General features: G+C 70.2%; 18 protein-coding genes. 17 read left to right on the top strand and 1 reads right to left on the bottom strand.

Going from position 1 to position 18760, the window contains the following annotated elements; translation table 11 throughout:
• Nucleotides 1-8: 8 nt before the first annotated feature.
• The 4 genes from OG798_RS13620 (at nt 9) to nusB (ending at nt 3460) form a co-directional block, all read left to right on the top strand.
• Complete coding sequence (locus OG798_RS13620; RefSeq protein WP_095858219.1) at nt 9-878, top strand: Pro-rich N-terminal domain-containing protein; 870 nt, start codon at nt 9-11, stop codon at nt 876-878.
• Between the two features lie 413 nt (nt 879-1291).
• The gene (locus tag OG798_RS13615) at nt 1292-2398 is read left to right on the top strand and encodes an aminopeptidase P family protein (RefSeq protein ID WP_095855792.1); all 1107 of its coding nucleotides are present in this window, start codon (nt 1292-1294) and stop codon (nt 2396-2398) included.
• A 58-nt stretch (nt 2399-2456) separates the two neighbouring features.
• Nucleotides 2457-3023 (top strand): elongation factor P, encoded by a 567-nt coding sequence (gene efp, locus OG798_RS13610; protein WP_010988257.1) that lies wholly within the window; start codon nt 2457-2459, stop codon nt 3021-3023.
• Nucleotides 3024-3025: 2 nt separating this feature from the next.
• A complete protein-coding gene (gene nusB, locus OG798_RS13605) occupies nt 3026-3460 on the top strand; it encodes a transcription antitermination factor NusB (RefSeq protein WP_067366002.1) in 435 nt (144 codons plus the stop codon).
• A gap of 198 nt (nt 3461-3658) precedes the next feature.
• Here nusB and bldD read toward each other — a convergent pair whose 3' ends face one another.
• Nucleotides 3659-4159 carry a transcriptional regulator BldD gene (gene bldD / locus OG798_RS13600; protein WP_067366005.1) on the bottom strand — a complete coding sequence of 167 codons (501 nt, stop codon included), beginning with the start codon at nt 4157-4159 and terminating at the stop codon, nt 3659-3661.
• Between the two features lie 253 nt (nt 4160-4412).
• On the opposite strand from bldD, the gene pyrR reads away from it, so the two are divergent.
• From pyrR to metK, 13 genes are all read left to right on the top strand, one after another.
• Nucleotides 4413-5003 carry a bifunctional pyr operon transcriptional regulator/uracil phosphoribosyltransferase PyrR gene (pyrR, locus tag OG798_RS13595; protein ID WP_095855793.1) on the top strand — a complete coding sequence of 197 codons (591 nt, stop codon included), beginning with the start codon at nt 4413-4415 and terminating at the stop codon, nt 5001-5003.
• 96 nt (nt 5004-5099) lie between these two features.
• Nucleotides 5100-6077, top strand: a complete 978-nt coding sequence (locus OG798_RS13590; protein WP_095855794.1) for an aspartate carbamoyltransferase catalytic subunit — start codon at nt 5100-5102, stop codon at nt 6075-6077.
• Nucleotides 6078-6081: 4 nt separating this feature from the next.
• Complete coding sequence (locus OG798_RS13585) at nt 6082-7368, top strand: dihydroorotase (RefSeq protein WP_121416723.1); 1287 nt, start codon at nt 6082-6084, stop codon at nt 7366-7368.
• Between the two features lie 14 nt (nt 7369-7382).
• Complete coding sequence (locus OG798_RS13580) at nt 7383-7946, top strand: PH-like domain-containing protein (protein ID WP_382141936.1); 564 nt, start codon at nt 7383-7385, stop codon at nt 7944-7946.
• Nucleotides 7943-9100: a glutamine-hydrolyzing carbamoyl-phosphate synthase small subunit gene (gene carA, locus OG798_RS13575; RefSeq protein WP_121416724.1), complete on the top strand. Its 1158-nt coding sequence runs from the start codon at nt 7943-7945 to the stop codon at nt 9098-9100. The genes OG798_RS13580 and carA overlap by 4 nt, the downstream gene beginning before the upstream one ends.
• Nucleotides 9093-12401, top strand: coding sequence for a carbamoyl-phosphate synthase large subunit (gene carB, locus OG798_RS13570; RefSeq protein WP_121416725.1), 3309 nt, complete (start codon nt 9093-9095; stop codon nt 12399-12401). The genes carA and carB overlap by 8 nt, the downstream gene beginning before the upstream one ends.
• Before the next feature lie 65 nt (nt 12402-12466).
• Entirely contained in the window at nt 12467-13573 is a 1107-nt protein-coding gene (locus OG798_RS13565) for a quinone-dependent dihydroorotate dehydrogenase (RefSeq protein ID WP_328757080.1), read from the top strand.
• The gene (gene pyrF / locus OG798_RS13560) at nt 13570-14412 is read left to right on the top strand and encodes an orotidine-5'-phosphate decarboxylase (RefSeq protein ID WP_328757078.1); all 843 of its coding nucleotides are present in this window, start codon (nt 13570-13572) and stop codon (nt 14410-14412) included. The genes OG798_RS13565 and pyrF overlap by 4 nt, the downstream gene beginning before the upstream one ends.
• A gap of 277 nt (nt 14413-14689) precedes the next feature.
• The gene (locus tag OG798_RS13555; protein WP_016638838.1) at nt 14690-15013 is read left to right on the top strand and encodes an integration host factor; all 324 of its coding nucleotides are present in this window, start codon (nt 14690-14692) and stop codon (nt 15011-15013) included.
• A gap of 37 nt (nt 15014-15050) precedes the next feature.
• Complete coding sequence (gene gmk, locus OG798_RS13550) at nt 15051-15608, top strand: guanylate kinase (RefSeq protein ID WP_054233983.1); 558 nt, start codon at nt 15051-15053, stop codon at nt 15606-15608.
• Between the two features lie 47 nt (nt 15609-15655).
• Nucleotides 15656-15928, top strand: a complete 273-nt coding sequence (gene rpoZ, locus OG798_RS13545; RefSeq protein ID WP_003982715.1) for a DNA-directed RNA polymerase subunit omega — start codon at nt 15656-15658, stop codon at nt 15926-15928.
• Between the two features lie 91 nt (nt 15929-16019).
• The gene (gene coaBC, locus OG798_RS13540; protein WP_179436643.1) at nt 16020-17222 is read left to right on the top strand and encodes a bifunctional phosphopantothenoylcysteine decarboxylase/phosphopantothenate--cysteine ligase CoaBC; all 1203 of its coding nucleotides are present in this window, start codon (nt 16020-16022) and stop codon (nt 17220-17222) included.
• Between the two features lie 240 nt (nt 17223-17462).
• On the top strand, nt 17463-18671 hold the full coding sequence (gene metK, locus OG798_RS13535; RefSeq protein ID WP_328757076.1) for a methionine adenosyltransferase: 1209 nt from the start codon (nt 17463-17465) through the stop codon (nt 18669-18671).
• Nucleotides 18672-18760 lie beyond the last annotated feature (89 nt).

The raw sequence follows: 18760 nt of genomic DNA, 5'->3' as shown, positions 1-18760 counted from the left end.
GGCACCGGATGCAGCACGCAGTGGGGGCTCCGCTGCCGCCGCCCCACCAGCCGGGGCAAGGACCCGCCGCCGGCTGGTCGCCGGCCGCACAGCACCCGGGACACCCGGGCGGACCCCCCGGTCCGGCGCCCACGAGCCCACCCGCCCCCGGCTTCACCGGTCCGCCGCCGGGACATCCGGCGCCGCCCTCGCACCTGCCGCATCCCGCGCCCCCGCAGCACGCCCCCGCGGCGCCGATCCCCGACACGACGGGCCATGTGCAGCTGCCCCCGGGCGGCCCGGTCGCCATGCCCAGCGCCCCCGGCGCCCCCGACCCCGCGGCGACCACCCTCGCCGTGCTGCTCATCGGGCCCGCGGGCGCGGGCAAGACGAGCGTCGCCAAGTACTGGGCGGACCACCGCCGGGTGCCGACCGCCCACATCAGCCTCGACGACGTACGGGAATGGGTGCGCTCGGGCTTCGCCGATCCGCAGTCGGGGTGGAACGACCATTCGGAGGCGCAGTACCGCCTGGCCCGCCGCACCTGCGGCTTCGCCGCGCGGAACTTCCTGGCGAACGGCATCTCCTGCATCCTCGACGACGCGGTCTTCCCGGACCGCCCGGTCGTCGGCCTCGGCGGCTGGAAGCGACACGTCGGGCCGGGGTTGCTGCCCGTGGTGTTGTTGCCGGGCCTGGAGATAGTCCTGGAGCGCAACGCCGAGCGCTCCGGAAACCGCCGCCTGACCGACGAGGAAGTCGCCCGTATCCACGGCCGGATGGCGGGCTGGTACGGCTCCGGGCTCCCCATCATCGACAACTCCCAGCTCGACGTCCCGTCCACGGCCCGCGTCCTGGACGAGGTCCTGGCCCGCTCCCTCGCGAGCCCACCGCAGTGGTAGCCCCGCGGCACCGGCGGTAACGCGTCGGCCACACGGCACCGGCGGAGGAACGCCGGGCGGCCGGCAGCACAGCGCCGTCGGGGACCCCGTCGGGGTGTGCCGCATCCTTGGTGCTGCCCGCCCCGCCGATGTCCGGACGGTCATGGCGTGGCGCGCACCGGCCTCCGGTGGCAGCGCGGTGCGGCCGACGGCCCCCAGGACTACCGCCGGGGTACTTGCCTCCGACGTGCCGGCCCCCTGGGGCGGCGCCCCGCGAATCAGGTCGTGCCGCCTGCCGGGCCCCGCTGATAGCAGTCGCGGAACCAGCGTCCTGGCTTCTCGTCCGCGGTGCCTCCGTCTCACCGCCGACCGCCTACCGCCCATCCGGCCCCGCTGGAACGGCGACATCGCGTCGACGCTCGTAGGCTCGATTTATGTCAGAGGTGTACGCGGCGCGACGCGAGCGGCTTCGGGAGCGCTGTGCGGCGGGCGGCAGCGCGACCGCGCTCGTCACCCGCCCGGCCAACGTGAGGTACCTCGCGGGCGCGGCCCCGCGCGGTGCCGCCCTCCTGCTGGGCAGCAGTGAGGACCTGCTGCTCTGCGGCGCTCCGCCGAGCGGCGAGGCCGACGAGGGGCGTCCCGACGAGGCGCTGCGCGTCCAGGTGCTGCCGCGCGCCGGGGGCGACGCGGCCGTGGCCGCCGCCGACGCCGCCATCGTCCAGGGCGCCGACTCCCTGGCGGTCGAGGAGCACCACCTCACCGTGACCCGGCACCGGGCCATCGGCGCGGTGGCGCCCCGGCTGCGCCTCGCCGACCTGGGCGGTGCGGTGGAGCAGCTGCGGGTGATCAAGGACGAGGAGGAGATCTCCTGTCTGCGGATCGGCGCCGAGATCGCCGATCAGGCGCTCGGAGAGCTCCTCGAATCGATCCTCGTCGGCCGCACCGAGCGGCATCTCGCGCTGGAGCTGGAGCGCAGGCTCGTCGACCACGGCGCCGACGGCCCCGCCTTCGCGACCTCCGTCGGCACCGGCCCGAACTCCGGGCGGCGCGGGCACCGGCCCACCGACCGGCGCGTCGAGGAGGGAGATTTCCTTTCCGTCTGCCTCGGCGCGACCTACCGCGGCTACCGCTGCGAAATCGGCCGTACCTTTGTGATCGGGACCTCGCCGGCCGACTGGCAGATCGAGCTGTACGACCTCGTCTTCGCCGCCCAGCGGGCCGGACGCGAGGCGTTGGTACCCGGCGCCGCCTACCGTGACGTGGACCGGGCCGCACGCCAGGTGCTCGACTCCGCGGGCCACACGGAAGGCCTTCCCGCACTGACCGGGCACGGTGTGGGGCTCGAAATCGACGAGGACCCGCAGCTGGCCCCCGCGGCCATGGGTAAACTGGACACTTGCGTGCCGGTCACCGTCGAACCGGGGGTCCACCTCCCGGGCCGGGGCGGTGTCAGGATCGATGACACGCTCGTCGTACGCCCCGAGGCGGACGGCGGACCCGAGCTACTCACCATCACGACCAAGGAACTGCTCGCGCTGTAGCCAATCGCTACGCGCGTGTCCCGGGGTCGTCCACGTCAGTCCAGGAGATTCCGCAACCGTGGCTTCCACGAACGACCTCAAGAACGGCCTGGTGCTCAAGCTCGACGGAGGCCAGCTCTGGTCCGTCGTCGAGTTCCAGCACGTCAAGCCCGGCAAGGGCCCGGCCTTCGTGCGCACCAAGCTGAAGAACGTGCTCTCCGGCAAGGTCGTCGACAAGACGTTCAACGCCGGCGTCAAGGTCGAGACGGCCACGATCGACAAGCGCGACATGCAGTTCTCGTACATGGACGGCGAGTACTTCGTCTTCATGGACATGGACACGTACGACCAGCTGATGGTCGACCGCAAGTCCGTCGGCGACGCCGCCAACTTCCTGATCGAGGGCTTCACCGCCACCGTCGCGCAGCACGAGGGCGAGGTGCTCTTCGTCGAGCTGCCGGCCGCCGTCGAGCTCGTCATCCAGGAGACCGAGCCGGGTGTCCAGGGCGACCGCTCCACCGGTGGCACCAAGCCCGCCACCCTGGAGACCGGTCACCAGATCCAGGTCCCGCTCTTCATCACCACCGGTGAGAAGATCAAGGTCGACACCCGCACGAGCGACTACCTCGGCCGGGTGAACAGCTAACCGTGGCTGCCCGCAACACGGCCCGCAAGCGCGCCTTCCAGATCCTCTTCGAGGGCGACCAGCGCGGCGTGGACGTCCTGACGGTCCTCGCGGACTGGATCCGGCACTCCCGGACCGACACCCGGCAGCCGCCGGTCAGCGAGTACACGATGGAGCTGGTCGAGGGCTACGCCACCAAGGCGAAGCGCATCGACGAGCTCATCGCGACATACGCCGTCGACTGGACGCTGGACAGGATGCCGGTCGTCGACCGCAACATCCTGCGCCTCGGCGCCTACGAGCTGATCTGGGTCGACGGGACCCCCGACGCCGTGGTCCTCGACGAGGCGGTGCAGTTGGCGAAGGAGTTCTCCACGGACGAGTCGCCCTCGTTCGTGAACGGCCTGCTGGGCCGTCTGAAGGACCTGAAGCCGTCGCTGCGCCGCGACGAGGCCTAGCGCGTACGGCGCGGTGGTCCGTACGCGCCCGTAGACGACGTACGAAAACGCCGGAGGGCCCGCAGCACGTCCGCTGCGGGCCCTCCGGCGTTCCCGTACCCATGGGGCTTCCGAGGCCCGCACAAAGCCGCCGGGGTGGCCGGAACACATGGTTCCGGCCACCCCGGCGGCACGTTTCTGCTGAACTCCCCGAAGGGATCAGCCCTCGTCGTGGGAGACGGCGCGGCGCGCGTCCGCGTCCAGCACGCCCCAGCTGATCAGCTGCTCGGTGAGGACCGAGGGCGACTGGTCGTAGATGACGGCGAGGGTGCGCAGGTCGTCCTGGCGGATCGACAGCACCTTGCCGTTGTAGTCACCGCGCTGGGACTGGATCGTCGCGGCGTAACGCTGCAGCGGACCCGCCTTCTCGGCCGGCACGTGGGCCAGCCGCTCCAGGTCGAGGACGAGCTTCGGCGGCGGCTCGGCGGCCCCGCCAGGGGTGGTGCCGGGCAGCAGCTCCTGCACGGGAACCCCGTAGAAATCCGCCAGCTCGGCGAGGCGCTGCACGGTGACGGCGCGGTCGCCGCGCTCGTACGACCCGACCACGACCGCCTTCCAGCGTCCCTGTGACTTCTCCTCGACTCCGTGGAGGGAAAGGCCCTGCTGGGTGCGGATGGCCCGGAGCTTGGCCCCGAGCTGTTTGGCGTATTCGCTGGACATATAGCTCCCCGGACGCTGTATCAACGTGCGGCTCCGCCGCGCGGCTGGTGACTCTGGTGACTCACTGTGAGGTTACGCAGCGTTACTCTCCCCCGTCAAGCCGAATGGTCCGGACCGACCCTCGCGCGGGAGTCACCGGCGGTGGCCCACGGGGTGGTGATCAGGCGCGTTGCCGGGCTGGTACCGTGGATGGCGCAAATCCGACGTCCTTTAATGATCCGTCCCGTGAGGCGGAGAAGGAGGTCCGTTTCGTATGGACACCGAGCAGGACAAACAGCAGTACGAAGCCGATGCGCGGCCCGTTCTGGAAGCCCCCGACATCGCGCGGGTGCTGACCCGCATCGCCCACGAGATCGTCGAACGCGCCAAGGGTGCCGACGACGTGGTGCTCCTCGGCATCCCGACCCGGGGCGTCTTCCTGGCCCGCAGACTGGCCGACAAGCTCGAAGAGATCACCGATCGCAAGATCCCGGTCGGCTCGCTCGACATCACCATGTACCGCGACGACCTGCGCATGCACCCGCCGCGTGCGCTGGCCCGCACCGAGATCCCCGGTGACGGCATCGACGGCCGCCTCGTCGTCCTCGTCGACGACGTGCTCTTCTCCGGCCGCACCATCCGCGCCGCGCTCGACGCGCTGAACGACATCGGCCGGCCGCGCGCCGTGCAGCTCGCGGTCCTCGTCGACCGCGGCCACCGCGAACTGCCCATCCGCGCCGACTACGTCGGCAAGAACCTCCCCACGTCGTTGCGGGAGACGGTCAAGGTCCAGCTCGCCGAGGAGGACGGTCGCGACACCGTGCTGCTCGGTGCGAAGCGGACCTCCCCGGGCGCACCGCACTAGCACTCCGGAGTACGTCAGTGCCGTACGTCCCCGAGTGCGCCTCCGCGCGCGCCCGCCTGCCCGAATTCTCCTGAACTGCCTTACGGAGCCTGACAGATGCAGCGTCATCTCATCTCGGCCGCCGACCTCACCCGCGACGACGCCGTCCTGATCCTCGACACCGCCGAGGAGATGGCCCGGGTCGCCGACCGGCCGATCAAAAAGCTGCCGACCCTGCGCGGCCGCACCGTCGTCAACCTCTTCTTCGAGGACTCGACCCGTACCCGGATCTCCTTCGAGGCCGCCGAGAAGCGCCTCTCCGCGGACGTCATCAACTTCACCGCCAAGGGTTCCTCGGTGTCCAAGGGGGAGTCCCTGAAGGACACCGCCCAGACCCTCGAAGCCATGGGCGTCGACGCCGTCGTCATTCGGCACGGCGCCTCCGGAGCCCCGTACCGGCTCGCCACCTCCGGCTGGATCGACGCCGCCGTCATCAACGCGGGTGACGGCACCCACCAGCACCCCACGCAGGCCCTGCTCGACGCCTTCACCATGCGCCGCCGCCTGGTCGGCCGCGACGCCGGGATCGGTCAGGACCTGTCCGGCAAGCGCATCACGATCGTCGGCGACATCCTGCACAGCCGGGTCGCCCGCTCCAACGTCGACCTGCTGCACACCCTCGGCGCCGAGGTCACCCTCGTCGCCCCGCCCACCCTGGTGCCGGTCGGCGTCGGGTCCTGGCCCTGCGAGATCTCGTACGACCTCGACAGCACCCTCTCCAAGTCCGACGCGGTGATGATGCTGCGCGTCCAGCGCGAGCGGATGAACGCGGCGTTCTTCCCCACCGAGCGCGAGTACTCGCGGCGCTACGGCCTCGACGGCGACCGCATGGCGAAAATGCCCGAGCACGCCATCGTGATGCACCCCGGCCCGATGGTCCGCGGCATGGAGATCACCGCCGAGGTCGCCGACTCCGACCGCTGCACCGTCGTCGAGCAGGTCGCGAACGGCGTCTCGATCCGCATGGCCGTGCTCTACCTGCTCCTGGGCGGCAACGAGCCCGCCGTCACCCACACCCGTACCGAGGAGAAGTAAGAACATGAGCAAGATCCTGATCCGCGGTGCGAAGGTGCTCGGGGGCGAGCCGCAGGACGTACTGATCGACGGCGCCGTGATCGCGGCGGTCGGTACCGGTCTCCCGGACGAGGGCGCCGAGGTCGTCGAGGCCGAGGGCAAGGTCCTCCTGCCGGGCCTCGTCGACCTGCACACCCATCTGCGGGAGCCCGGGCGCGAGGACTCCGAGACCGTCCTGACCGGTACGCGAGCGGCGGCGAGCGGCGGCTACACCGCCGTGTTCGCCATGGCCAACACCTTCCCCGTAGCCGACACCGCCGGTGTGGTCGAGCAGGTCTACCGGCTCGGCCAGGAGCACGGCTACTGCGACGTGCAGCCCATCGGCGCCGTCACGGTCGGCCTGGAGGGCAAGAAGCTCGCCGAGCTGGGCGCGATGCACGAGTCCGCGGCCGGCGTCACGGTCTTCTCCGACGACGGCAAGTGCGTGGACGACGCGGTGATCATGCGGCGGGCCCTGGAGTACGTGAAGGCCTTCGGCGGTGTGGTCGCGCAGCACGCGCAGGAGCCCCGCCTCACCGAGGGCGCCCAGATGAACGAGGGCGTCGTCTCCGCCGAGCTGGGACTCGGGGGCTGGCCCGCGGTGGCCGAAGAATCGATCATCGCCCGGGATGTCCTGCTCGCCGAGCACGTCGGCTCACGCGTCCACATCTGCCACCTGTCGACCGCCGGCAGCGTCGAGATCGTGCGCTGGGCCAAGTCCCGCGGCATCGACGTCACCGCCGAGGTCACCCCGCACCACCTCCTCCTCACCGACGAGCTGGTCCGCACGTACAACCCGGTCTACAAGGTCAACCCGCCGCTGCGCACCGAGCGCGACGTGACGGCGCTGCGCGAGGCGCTCGCCGACGGCACGATCGACATCGTCGCCACCGACCACGCGCCGCACCCGCACGAGGACAAGGACTGCGAGTGGGCCGCAGCCGCCATGGGCATGGTGGGGCTCGAGACCGCGCTCTCCGTCGTCCAGCAGACGATGGTGGAGACCGGGCTGCTGGACTGGGCCGGCGTCGCCGACCGTATGTCCTTCAAGCCCGCCCGCATCGGGCGGGCCGCGGGCCACGGCCGTCCCGTCTCGGCAGGTGAGCCCGCCAACCTCACGCTCGTCGACACGGCATACCGTGGGTCCGTGGACCCCGCGGGCTTCGCCTCGCGCAGCCGCAACACCCCCTACGAGGGCCGTGAGCTGCCGGGCCGGGTCACGCACACCTGGCTGCGGGGCAAGGCCACCCTCGTCGACGGGAAGCTCGCGTGACACCTCTCATCCCGATGGCCGCCTCCATGGCTGCCGAACAGAAGTCGGCCGACGTGACCGACTGGGCCGCCCGGATCGGCTGGCTCGTCGGCCTCGTGCTGTTCGTCGCCCTCGTCTACTGGCTGATGCGCGAGGGCTGGAAGTGGCGCGGCACCCTTCAGAGTGACCTGCCGGAGCTGCCCACCGCGCCGGAAGACACGGGCCCGGCGAAACTGAGCATGAGCGGCCGTTACCACGGCTCCACCACCGCCGGGCAGTGGCTGGACCGCATCGTGGCGCACGGCCTGGGCACCCGAAGCCGGGTCGAGCTCACGCTGACGGACGCGGGCCTGGACGTCGTACGCCCCGGCGCCACCGACTTCTTCATCCCGGCCGAGGCACTGCGCGAGGCCCTGCTCGGCAAGGGCATCGCCGGGAAGGTCCTCAGTGAGGGCGGTCTGCTCGTCGTCACCTGGGCGCACGGCGACAAGCTGATCGACTCCGGTTTCCGCTCGGACCGCGCGGCCGAGCACACCGAGTGGGTCGACGCACTGAACAACATGATCAACAAGAGCACCAAGACGGAAGGCGCACGATGACGACCTCCAACCAGGGAGCCGCCTCGCAGAGGCACAAGGCAGCTCCCGCCGTACTCGTCCTGGAGGACGGCCGGACCTTCCGTGGCCGCGCCTACGGGGCCGTGGGGGTGACCTTCGGCGAGGCCGTGTTCTCCACCGGGATGACCGGCTACCAGGAGACCCTCACCGACCCGTCGTACCACCGCCAGGTCGTCGTCATGACCGCCCCGCACGTCGGCAACACCGGCGTCAACGACGAGGACCCCGAGTCGAAGCGGATCTGGGTCGCCGGCTACGTCGTCCGCGACCCCGCGCGCGTGTCCTCCAACTGGCGCGCCCGGCGCTCGCTGGACGAGGAACTGCGCAGCCAGGGCGTCGTCGGCATCAGCGGTATCGACACCCGCGCCCTCACCCGTCACCTGCGTGAGCGCGGCGCCATGCGCGTCGGCATCTTCTCCGGCAACGCGCTGCCCGACGAGGGCACCATGCTCGCCGAGGTGCGCCAGGCGCCCGAGATGAAGGGCGCGAACCTCGCCGCCGAGGTCGCCACCAAGGAGACGTACGTCGTCCCCGCCATCGGCGAGAAGAAGTTCACCGTCGCCGCCGTCGACCTGGGCATCAAGGGCATGACCCCGCACCGCATGGCCGAGCGCGGCATCGAGGTGCACGTGCTGCCCGCCACGGCCACGGCCGAGGACGTGTACGCCGTGAACCCCGACGGGGTCTTCTTCTCCAACGGCCCCGGTGACCCGGCGACCGCCGACGGACCGGTGTCCGTCATGCAGGAGGTCCTCGCCCGCAAGACGCCGCTCTTCGGCATCTGCTTCGGCAACCAGATCCTGGGCCGCGCCCTCGGCTTCGGCACGTACAAGCTGAAGTACGGCCACCGCGGCATCAACCAGCCGGTGCAGGACCGTACGACCGGCAAGGTCGAGGTCACCGCGCACAACCACGGCTTCGCCGTCGACGCGCCGCTCGACAAGGTCTCCGAGACCCCCTACGGCCGCGCCGAGGTCTCCCACGTCTGCCTGAACGACCAGGTCGTCGAGGGGCTCCACCTCCTCGACCAGCCGGCCTTCAGCGTCCAGTACCACCCCGAAGCGGCAGCCGGCCCACACGACGCCGCCTACCTGTTCGACCGCTTCGTTTCCCTGATGGAGGGCCAGCGTGCCTAAGCGCACCGATATCCAGTCCGTCCTGGTCATCGGCTCCGGCCCGATCGTCATCGGCCAGGCCGCCGAGTTCGACTACTCCGGCACCCAGGCGTGCCGCGTCCTGCGCGCCGAGGGCCTGAGGGTCATCCTGGTCAACTCCAACCCGGCGACGATCATGACCGACCCGGAGATCGCCGACGCCACGTACGTCGAGCCGATCACCCCCGAGTTCGTCGAGAAGATCATCGCCAAGGAGCGCCCGGACGTCCTGCTGCCGACCCTCGGCGGCCAGACGGCCCTCAACACCGCGATCTCCATGCACGAGCAGGGTGTGCTGGCGAAGTACGGCGTCGAGCTCATCGGCGCCAACGTCGAGGCGATCAACAAGGGCGAGGACCGCGACCTCTTCAAGGGCGTCGTCGAGGCCGTGCGCGAGAAGATCGGCCACGGCGAGTCCGCCCGGTCCGTCATCTGCCACTCCATGGACGACGTCCTCAAGGGCGTCGACACGCTCGGCGGCTACCCCGTCGTCGTCCGCCCCTCCTTCACCATGGGCGGCGCCGGCTCCGGCTTCGCGCACGACGAGGAGGAGCTGCGCCGCATCGCCGGCCAGGGCCTCACGCTCTCCCCGACCACCGAGGTGCTCCTGGAGGAGTCCATCCTCGGCTGGAAGGAGTACGAGCTGGAGCTGATGCGCGACAAGAACGACAACGTCGTGGTCGTCTGCTCCATCGAGAACTTCGACCCGATGGGCGTCCACACCGGCGACTCCATCACCGTCGCGCCGGCGATGACGCTGACCGACCGCGAGTACCAGCGGCTGCGCGACATCGGCATCGCGATCATCCGCGAGGTCGGCGTCGACACCGGCGGCTGCAACATCCAGTTCGCGGTGAACCCCGACGACGGCCGCATCATCGTCATCGAGATGAACCCGCGCGTCTCACGTTCCTCGGCGCTCGCCTCCAAGGCGACCGGCTTCCCGATCGCCAAGATCGCCGCGAAGCTCGCCGTCGGCTACACGCTCGACGAGATCCCGAACGACATCACGGAGAAGACCCCGGCCTCCTTCGAGCCGACGCTCGACTACGTGGTCGTGAAGGCCCCGCGCTTCGCCTTCGAGAAGTTCCCGTCCGCCGACTCCACCCTGACGACCACGATGAAGTCGGTCGGCGAGGCCATGGCGATCGGCCGCAACTTCACCGAGGCGCTGCAGAAGGCGCTGCGGTCGCTGGAGAAGAAGGGCAGCCAGTTCACGTTCGTCGGCGAGCCCGGTGACAAGGCTCTTCTCCTGGAAGAGTCCGTGCGGCCCACCGACGGCCGGATCAACTCCGTCATGCAGGCCATCCGCGCGGGCGCCACGCCCGAGGAGGTCTTCGAGTCGACGAAGATCGACCCGTGGTTCGTCGACCAGCTCTTCCTGATCAAGGAGATCGCGGACGAGCTGGCCGCCGCCGACAAGCTCGACCCCGAGCTGCTCGCCGAGGCCAAGCGGCACGGCTTCTCCGACGCCCAGATCGCCGAGATCCGCGGGCTGCGCGAGGACGTGGTGCGCGAGGTGCGGCACGCGCTGGGCGTGCGCCCGGTGTACAAGACGGTCGACACCTGCGCCGCCGAGTTCGCGGCGAAGACGCCGTACTTCTACTCCTCCTACGACGAGGAGACCGAGGTCGCGCCGCGCGAGAAGCCCGCGGTGATCATCCTGGGCTCCGGCCCGAACCGCATCGGCCAGGGCATCGAGTTCGACTACTCCTGCGTCCACGCCTCCTTCGCGCTCAGCGACGCGGGCTACGAGACCGTGATGGTCAACTGCAACCCCGAGACCGTCTCCACGGACTACGACACCTCCGACCGTCTGTACTTCGAGCCGCTGACGCTCGAGGACGTGCTGGAGATCGTCCACGCCGAGTCGCTGGCCGGCCCGATCGCCGGTGTCATCGTCCAGCTCGGCGGGCAGACCCCGCTGGGCCTGGCCCAGGCGCTCAAGGACAACGGCGTGCCGGTCGTCGGCACGTCCCCCGAGGCGATCCACGCCGCGGAGGACCGCGGCGCCTTCGGACGCGTCCTCGCGGAGGCCGGGCTCCCGGCCCCCAAGCACGGCACCGCCACCACCTTCGCCGAGGCCAAGGCCATCGCGGACGAGATCGGCTACCCGGTCCTCGTACGGCCGTCGTACGTCCTCGGCGGGCGCGGCATGGAGATCGTGTACGACGAGACCCGGCTGTCGTCCTACATCGCCGAGTCGACCGAGATCAGCCCCTCCCGGCCGGTCCTGGTCGACCGCTTCCTCGACGACGCGATCGAGATCGACGTCGACGCCCTGTACGACGGCGAGGAGCTGTACCTCGGCGGCGTGATGGAGCACATCGAGGAGGCCGGCATCCACTCCGGCGACTCGGCGTGCGCGCTGCCGCCGATCACGCTGGGCGGCTTCGACATCAAGCGCCTGCGGGCCTCGACGGAGGCCATCGCCAAGGGTGTCGGGGTGCGCGGCCTGATCAACATCCAGTTCGCGATGGCCGGCGACATCCTGTACGTCCTCGAAGCCAACCCGCGCGCCTCGCGCACGGTCCCCTTCACCTCGAAGGCGACCGCGGTGCCGCTGGCGAAGGCCGCCGCCCGGATCTCGCTGGGCGCGACCGTCGCCGAGCTGCGGGCGGAGGGGCTGCTCCCCGCGCACGGTGACGGCGGCGAGCTGCCGCTCGACGCGCCGATCTCCGTCAAGGAGGCCGTCATGCCGTGGTCGCGCTTCCGTGACATCCACGGACGCGGCGTCGACACCGTCCTCGGCCCGGAGATGCGCTCCACCGGTGAGGTCATGGGCATCGACTCCGTCTTCGGCACGGCGTACGCCAAGTCCCAGGCGGGTGCCTACGGTCCGCTGCCGACCAAGGGCCGCGCCTTCATCTCGGTCGCCAACCGCGACAAGCGCTCGATGATCTTCCCGGCGCGTGAGCTGGTCGCGCACGGCTTCGAGCTGATGGCCACCTCCGGCACGGCCGAGGTGCTCAAGCGCAACGGCATCAACGCGACGGTCGTGCGCAAGCAGTCCGAGGGCACGGGACCGAACGGCGAGCGGACCATCGTCCAGCTGATCCACGACGGCGAGGTCGACCTCATCGTCAACACGCCGTACGGCACCGGTGGCCGCCTCGACGGCTACGAGATCCGTACGGCCGCGGTGGCACGCTCCGTGCCGTGCCTGACGACCGTTCAGGCACTCGCCGCCGCCGTCCAGGGCATCGACGCGCTCAACCACGGCGACGTGGGCGTGCGTTCACTCCAGGAACACGCCGAACATCTGACAGCGGCCCGCGACTAGCAGCCCTGAGGGGGACACCGGAAACGGTGTCCCCCTCTTCATGAGGCTTCAGAGGACACTGAGACATGTACAAGCTTTTCTTCCGGCTGGTCTTCAAGCGGATGGACCCCGAACAGGCCCATCACCTCGCCTTCCGCTGGATCCGGCTCGCCGCCCGTATCCCCGTGCTGCGTACGTTCGTCGCCGCCGCGCTCGCGCCCCGCCACAAGGAGCTGCGGACCGAGGCGTTCGGCCTGCGGATGCACGGTCCCTTCGGGCTCGCGGCGGGCTTCGACAAGAACGCCGTCGCGATCGACGGGATGTCGATGCTCGGCTTCGACCACATCGAGATCGGCACGGTCACGGGGGAGCCGCAGCGGGGCAACCCCAAGAAGCGGCTGTTCCGCCTTGTGCCGGACCGGGCGCTGATCAACCGCATGGGGTTCAACAACGAGGGCTCCGCGGCCGTCAGCGAGCGCCTGGCGGCCCGCACGCCCGTCTTCAGGACCGTCGTGGGCGTCAACATCGGCAAGACCAAGGTCGTCCCCGAGGAGGAGGCCGTCGGCGACTACGTGAAGTCGACCGAGCGGCTCGCCCGGCACGCGGACTACCTCGTGGTGAACGTGAGCTCGCCGAACACGCCCGGCCTGCGCAACCTGCAGGCCACCGAGGCACTGCGGCCGCTGCTGAGCGCCGTCCGCGAGGCCGCCGACCGCGCGGTCACCGACCGGCGCGTGCCGCTGCTCGTCAAGATCGCGCCCGACCTCGCGGACGAGGACGTCGACGCGGTCGCCGACCTCGCCGTCGAGCTCGGCCTGGACGGGATCATCGCCACGAACACCACCATCGCGCGCGAGGGACTCGGTCTGAAGTCCGAACCCTCGCTCGTCAAGGAGGCTGGCGGACTCTCGGGCGCGCCGCTGAAGGCACGCTCCCTGGAGGTGCTGCGCCGCCTCTACGCGCGCGTGGGCGACCGGATCACCCTGGTGGGCGTCGGTGGCATCGAGAACGCCGAGGACGCCTGGCAGCGCATCCTGGCCGGCGCCACGCTGGTCCAGGGGTACAGCGCGTTCATCTACGAGGGCCCCTTCTGGGGCCGGGCGATCCACAAGGGGCTCGCCGCCCGCCTCCGTACCAGCCCGTACGCCACCCTCGCCGACGCGGTCGGCGCCGACGTGAGGAAGTCCGCATGAGCCTGGAACCCTTTGGCGCACGTCTTCGCCGTGCCATGGACGAGCGCGGCCCGCTGTGCGTCGGCATCGACCCGCACGCCTCGCTGCTCACCGACTGGGGTCTGAACGACGACATCGCGGGCCTGGAGCGGTTCAGCCGCACCGTCGTCGAGGCGCTGGCCGAGCGGGTCGCGGTCCTCAAGCCGCAGAGCGCGTTCTTCGAGCGGTTCGGGTCGCGGGGCATCGCCGTCCTGGAGAAGTCGGTCGAGGAGGCGCGGGCGGCCGGGGCGCTGGTCGTGATGGACGCCAAGCGCGGCGACATCGGCTCCACCATGGCCGCGTACGCGGAGACCTTCCTGCGCAAGGACGCACCGCTCTTCTCGGACGCGCTGACCGTGTCGCCGTACCTGGGCTACGGCTCGCTGAAGCCCGCGGTGGACCTGGCGCGCGAGAGCGGGGCCGGGCTCTTCGTCCTCGCGCTCACCTCGAACCCGGAGGGCGGCGAGGTGCAGCACGCGGTCCGCGGGGACGGCCGTGACGTCGGAGCGACCATGCTGGCCCACCTCGCCGCCGAGAACGCGGGAGGGACGCCGCTGGGGTCCTTCGGCGCGGTCGTCGGCGCCACGCTGGGCGATCTCTCCTCCTACGACCTGGACATCAACGGACCGCTCCTGGCACCCGGCATCGGCGCCCAGGGAGCCACGGCGGCCGATCTGGCGGGTGTCTTCGGGGCGGCGGTGCGCAATGTCGTGCCGAACGTGAGCCGGGGTGTTCTTCGTCACGGTCCCGACGTGGTCGCGCTGCGAACGTCCGCGGAGCGCTTCGCGGACGAGATCAGAGCCGCTGTGGGCGCCGCCTGAGCTCTTCAAGGGGCGGTCGGCGGTTCTTCGACGAGTGGCTCCGGAGCGGTTCGAGTCTGAATACATCCTCAAATCCGGGGCACTATGTCGCAAATGTCCGTCTCCAGGGAGGCTGACCAGGACTTTTCCGCTGTTCTCGCTGACTCCGGCGCACTTGCCCGCTAGTCTCCGTCGAGAGCGAATGGGCAAGCGTGTTGCTCTTAGCTCCCCAGGTGTGGGGCGACTAGGTTCCTCACCGGTCCGTATCCGACAGTTCGACATCCGAGGTGACGTAGGCGTGGCTCTTCCGCCCCTTACCCCTGAACAGCGCGCAGCCGCGCTCGAAAAGGCCGCCGCGGCTCGCCGGGAGCGGGCCGAGGTCAAGAATCGACTCAAGCACTCCGGCGCCTCCCTTCACGAGGTCATCAAGCAGGGCCAGGAGAACGACGTCATCGGCAAGATGAAGGTCTCCGCTCTCCTGGAGTCCCTGCCGGGCGTGGGCAAGGTCCGCGCCAAGCAGATCATGGAGCGACTCGGTATCTCCGAGAGCCGCCGCGTACGCGGCCTCGGCTCGAACCAGATCGCTTCTCTGGAGCGTGAGTTCGGCGGCTCCGGCGCCTGAGTCCTGGGCATACCGGGATTGCTGGAATAATCGCTGCATGAGTGAACGACCGCGGCTGACCGTGCTCTCCGGCCCCTCTGGGGTCGGCAAGAGCACGGTCGTCGCCCATATGCGCAAGGAACACCCCGAGGTCTGGCTCTCGGTGTCGGCGACGACCCGCAAGCCGCGCCCCGGTGAGAAGCATGGAGTCCACTACTTCTTCGTCTCCGACGAGGAGATGGACAAGCTGATCGCCAACGGCGAGCTGCTGGAGTGGGCCGAATTCGCCGGCAACCGCTACGGGACGCCGCGTGCCGCCGTCCTGGAGCACCTGGAGTCGGGTGTGCCCGTCCTCCTGGAGATCGACCTCCAGGGTGCACGGCAGGTCCGTGAGTCCATGTCGGAGGCCCTGCTCGTGTTCCTGGCTCCGCCCTCCTGGGACGAGCTGGTGCGCAGGCTCACCGGACGGGGCACCGAACCGCCCGAGGTGATCGAGCGCCGCCTGGAGGCGGCCAAGATCGAACTGGCGGCCGAGCCGGAGTTCGATGTCACCCTGGTCAACACCTCCGTCGAGGACGTGGCGCGTGAGCTGCTAGCCTTGGTGGAAGTTGTTTGATCTATCAGGTCACTTTTAGGTCATTTCCACCTTTCGGAAGGCAGAGCGTGTCCTCTTCCATTACCGCTCCCGAGGGCATCATCAACCCTCCGATCGACGAGCTCCTCGAGGCCACCGACTCGAAGTACAGCCTCGTGATCTACGCGGCCAAGCGCGCCCGTCAGATCAACGCGTACTACTCGCAGCTCGGCGAGGGTCTCCTCGAGTACGTCGGTCCGCTCGTCGACACCCACGTCCACGAGAAGCCGCTGTCGATCGCCCTGCGCGAGATCAACGCGGGTCTGCTGACGTCCGAGGCCGTCGAGGGCCCCGCGCAGTAGTCGTTCAATCGCTCATCCCAGGCCCGGCGGCGCGACCGCCGGGCCTGTGGTGTGTCATGGAGTCGTACGTTTCCGAGCTCGGGGAGAGACGGTGGACAAGCCCAAGGTCGTGCTGGGGGTCAGCGGTGGCATCGCCGCGTACAAGGCCTGTGAGCTGCTGCGCAGGCTGACGGAGTCGGGCCACGACGTGCGCGTCGTGCCCACCGCCTCCGCGCTGCACTTCGTCGGCGCCGCCACCTGGTCCGCGCTCTCCGGCCACCCCGTCTCCACCGAGGTCTGGTCGGACGTCCACGAGGTCCCGCACGTCCGCATCGGCCAGCACGCGGACCTGGTGGTGGTCGCTCCCGCGACGGCCGACATGCTCGCCAAGGCCGCCCACGGCCTGGCCGACGACCTCCTCACCAACACCCTGCTCACGGCCCGCTGCCCGGTCGTCTTCGCGCCCGCCATGCACACCGAGATGTGGGAGCACCCCGCCACCCAGGAGAACGTGGCGACGCTGCGCCGCCGCGGCGCCGTCGTCATCGAGCCCGCGGTGGGGCGCCTGACCGGTGTCGACACCGGCAAGGGGCGGCTGCCCGACCCCGCGGAGATCTTCGAGGTCTGCCGCCGGGTGCTCGCCCGAGGGGTGACCGAGCCCGATCTGGCCGGGCGTCACGTCGTCGTCAGCGCCGGCGGTACCCGAGAGCCCCTCGACCCCGTCCGCTTCCTCGGCAACCGCTCCTCCGGCAAGCAGGGGTACGCCCTGGCGCGCACCGCGGCCGCGCGGGGCGCCCGGGTCACGCTGATCGCCGCGAACACCGGACTGCCGGACCCGGCGGGCGTGGACGTGGTGCGGGTCGGGACGGCCGTGCAACTGCGCGAGGCGGTCCTCAAGGCGGCCTCGGACGCCGACGCCGTGGTGATGGCGGCGGCGGTGGCGGACTTCCGCCCGGCCGCCTACGCGGCCGGGAAGATCAAGAAGAAGGACGACCAGGAGCCGGAGCCGATCGTTCTGGTCCGCAATCCGGACATCCTCGCGGAGATCTCGGCGGACCGTCCCCGCCCCGGCCAGGTGGTCGTCGGTTTCGCCGCCGAGACGGACGACGTGCTCGCCAACGGTCGTACGAAGCTGGCGCGCAAGGGGTGCGACCTTCTCGTCGTGAACGAGGTGGGGGAGCGCAAGACCTTCGGTGCCGAGGAGAACGAGGCCGTGGTATTGGGGGCCGACGGCAGCGAGACCCCGGTGCCGTACGGACCCAAGGAAGCTCTGGCCGAGATGGTGTGGGACCTGGTGGGACGCCGCCTGATGTGAATGTCTCATTAACCCCGGCAGTAGCGTCCATCAGCGTGAAATCGCCCGTGGTGACCCTGGTGGAGAGCGATCGTCATGACGCAGAATGCCCGTGCCGCAGGTCACAGCGCTTCCGAGAAGCGAGACAGGGGGGCCTGTGGGCGAGTGCGACCGATAAACTGTTCTCGGACGACGCCGAGCGCAGCTCTCGTCCCGTCCACCAATGATCAGCCAGCAGCCGCTGCAACCACAGGGAGCGTAGTGTCCCGTCGCCTGTTTACCTCGGAGTCCGTGACCGAGGGTCACCCCGACAAGATCGCTGACCAGATCAGCGACACCATTCTCGATGCGCTTCTGCGCGAGGACCCGACGTCCCGGGTCGCCGTGGAGACGCTGATCACGACCGGCCTGGTGCACGTGGCCGGCGAGGTCACGACCAAGGCTTACGCGCCGATCGCCCAGCTGGTCCGCGACAAGATCCTGGAGATCGGTTACGACTCGTCGAAGAAGGGCTTCGACGGAGCTTCCTGTGGTGTCTCGGTGTCGATCGGCTCGCAGTCGCCCGACATCGCGCAGGGTGTCGACACGGCGTACGAGAACCGGGTCGAGGGCGACGAGGACGAGCTCGACAAGCAGGGCGCCGGCGACCAGGGCCTGATGTTCGGGTACGCGACGGACGAGACCCCGGAGCTGATGCCGCTCCCGATCCACCTCGCGCACCGCCTGTCGCGCCGCCTCTCCGAGGTCCGCAAGAACGGGACGATCCCCTACCTCCGTCCCGACGGCAAGACCCAGGTCACCATCGAGTACGACGGCGACAAGGCGGTCCGCCTGGACACGGTCGTCGTCTCCTCGCAGCACGCGTCGGACATCGACCTCGACTCCCTCCTCGCCCCCGACATCCGCGAGTTCGTGGTCGAGCCGGAGCTCAAGGCCCTCCTCGACGACGGCATCAAGCTGGAGACCGAGGGCTACCGCCTCCTGGTGAACCCGACCGGCCGTTTCGAGATCGGTGGCCCGATGGGCGACGCCGGCCTCACCGGCCGCAAGATCATCATCGACACGTACGGCGGCATGGCCCGCCACGGCGGCGGCGCCTTCTCCGGCAAGGACCCGTCCAAGGTCGACCGCTCCGCCGCCTACGCCATGCGCTGGGTCGCCAAGAACGTCGTCGCCGCGGGCCTCGCCTCCCGCTGCGAGGTCCAGATCGCCTACGCCATCGGCAAGGCCGAGCCGGTCGGTCTCTTCGTCGAGACCTTCGGCACCGCCAAGGTCGACGCCGAGAAGATCGAGACCGCCATCGCCGAGGTCTTCGACCTCCGCCCGGCGGCCATCATCCGCGACCTCGACCTGCTGCGCCCGATCTACTCCCAGACGGCTGCCTACGGCCACTTCGGCCGCGAGCTGCCCGACTTCACGTGGGAGCGCACGGACCGCGTGGAGGCCCTGCGCAAGGCCGTCGGTCTGTAAGCAATGCCTGCACGGTGAGGCCCGGTACCCCTTCGGGGGCGCCGGGCCTCACCGTTTCCCGGCGGGAGTCCGCGAGGGGCCGGTCGCGG

The organism is Streptomyces sp. NBC_00271 (assembly GCF_036178845.1).
Taxonomy (GTDB): domain Bacteria; phylum Actinomycetota; class Actinomycetes; order Streptomycetales; family Streptomycetaceae; genus Streptomyces.
The sequence above is the reverse complement of the archived record's forward strand: the minus strand, read 5'-3'. Positions and strand labels throughout refer to the sequence as shown.

Coding starts and splice junctions, on each gene's coding strand:
- OG798_RS13585 (WP_121416723.1), top strand. CDS start 6,082: ATGAGCAAGATCCTGATCCGCGGTGCGAAGGTGCTCGGGGGCGAGCCG.
- gmk (WP_054233983.1), top strand. CDS start 15,051: ATGAGTGAACGACCGCGGCTGACCGTGCTCTCCGGCCCCTCTGGGGTC.
- bldD (WP_067366005.1), bottom strand. CDS start 4,159: ATGTCCAGCGAATACGCCAAACAGCTCGGGGCCAAGCTCCGGGCCATC.
- OG798_RS13580 (WP_382141936.1), top strand. CDS start 7,383: ATGGCCGCCTCCATGGCTGCCGAACAGAAGTCGGCCGACGTGACCGAC.
- carA (WP_121416724.1), top strand. CDS start 7,943: ATGACGACCTCCAACCAGGGAGCCGCCTCGCAGAGGCACAAGGCAGCT.
- OG798_RS13615 (WP_095855792.1), top strand. CDS start 1,292: ATGTCAGAGGTGTACGCGGCGCGACGCGAGCGGCTTCGGGAGCGCTGT.
- OG798_RS13565 (WP_328757080.1), top strand. CDS start 12,467: ATGTACAAGCTTTTCTTCCGGCTGGTCTTCAAGCGGATGGACCCCGAA.
- pyrR (WP_095855793.1), top strand. CDS start 4,413: ATGGACACCGAGCAGGACAAACAGCAGTACGAAGCCGATGCGCGGCCC.
- pyrF (WP_328757078.1), top strand. CDS start 13,570: ATGAGCCTGGAACCCTTTGGCGCACGTCTTCGCCGTGCCATGGACGAG.
- OG798_RS13620 (WP_095858219.1), top strand. CDS start 9: ATGCAGCACGCAGTGGGGGCTCCGCTGCCGCCGCCCCACCAGCCGGGG.
- OG798_RS13590 (WP_095855794.1), top strand. CDS start 5,100: ATGCAGCGTCATCTCATCTCGGCCGCCGACCTCACCCGCGACGACGCC.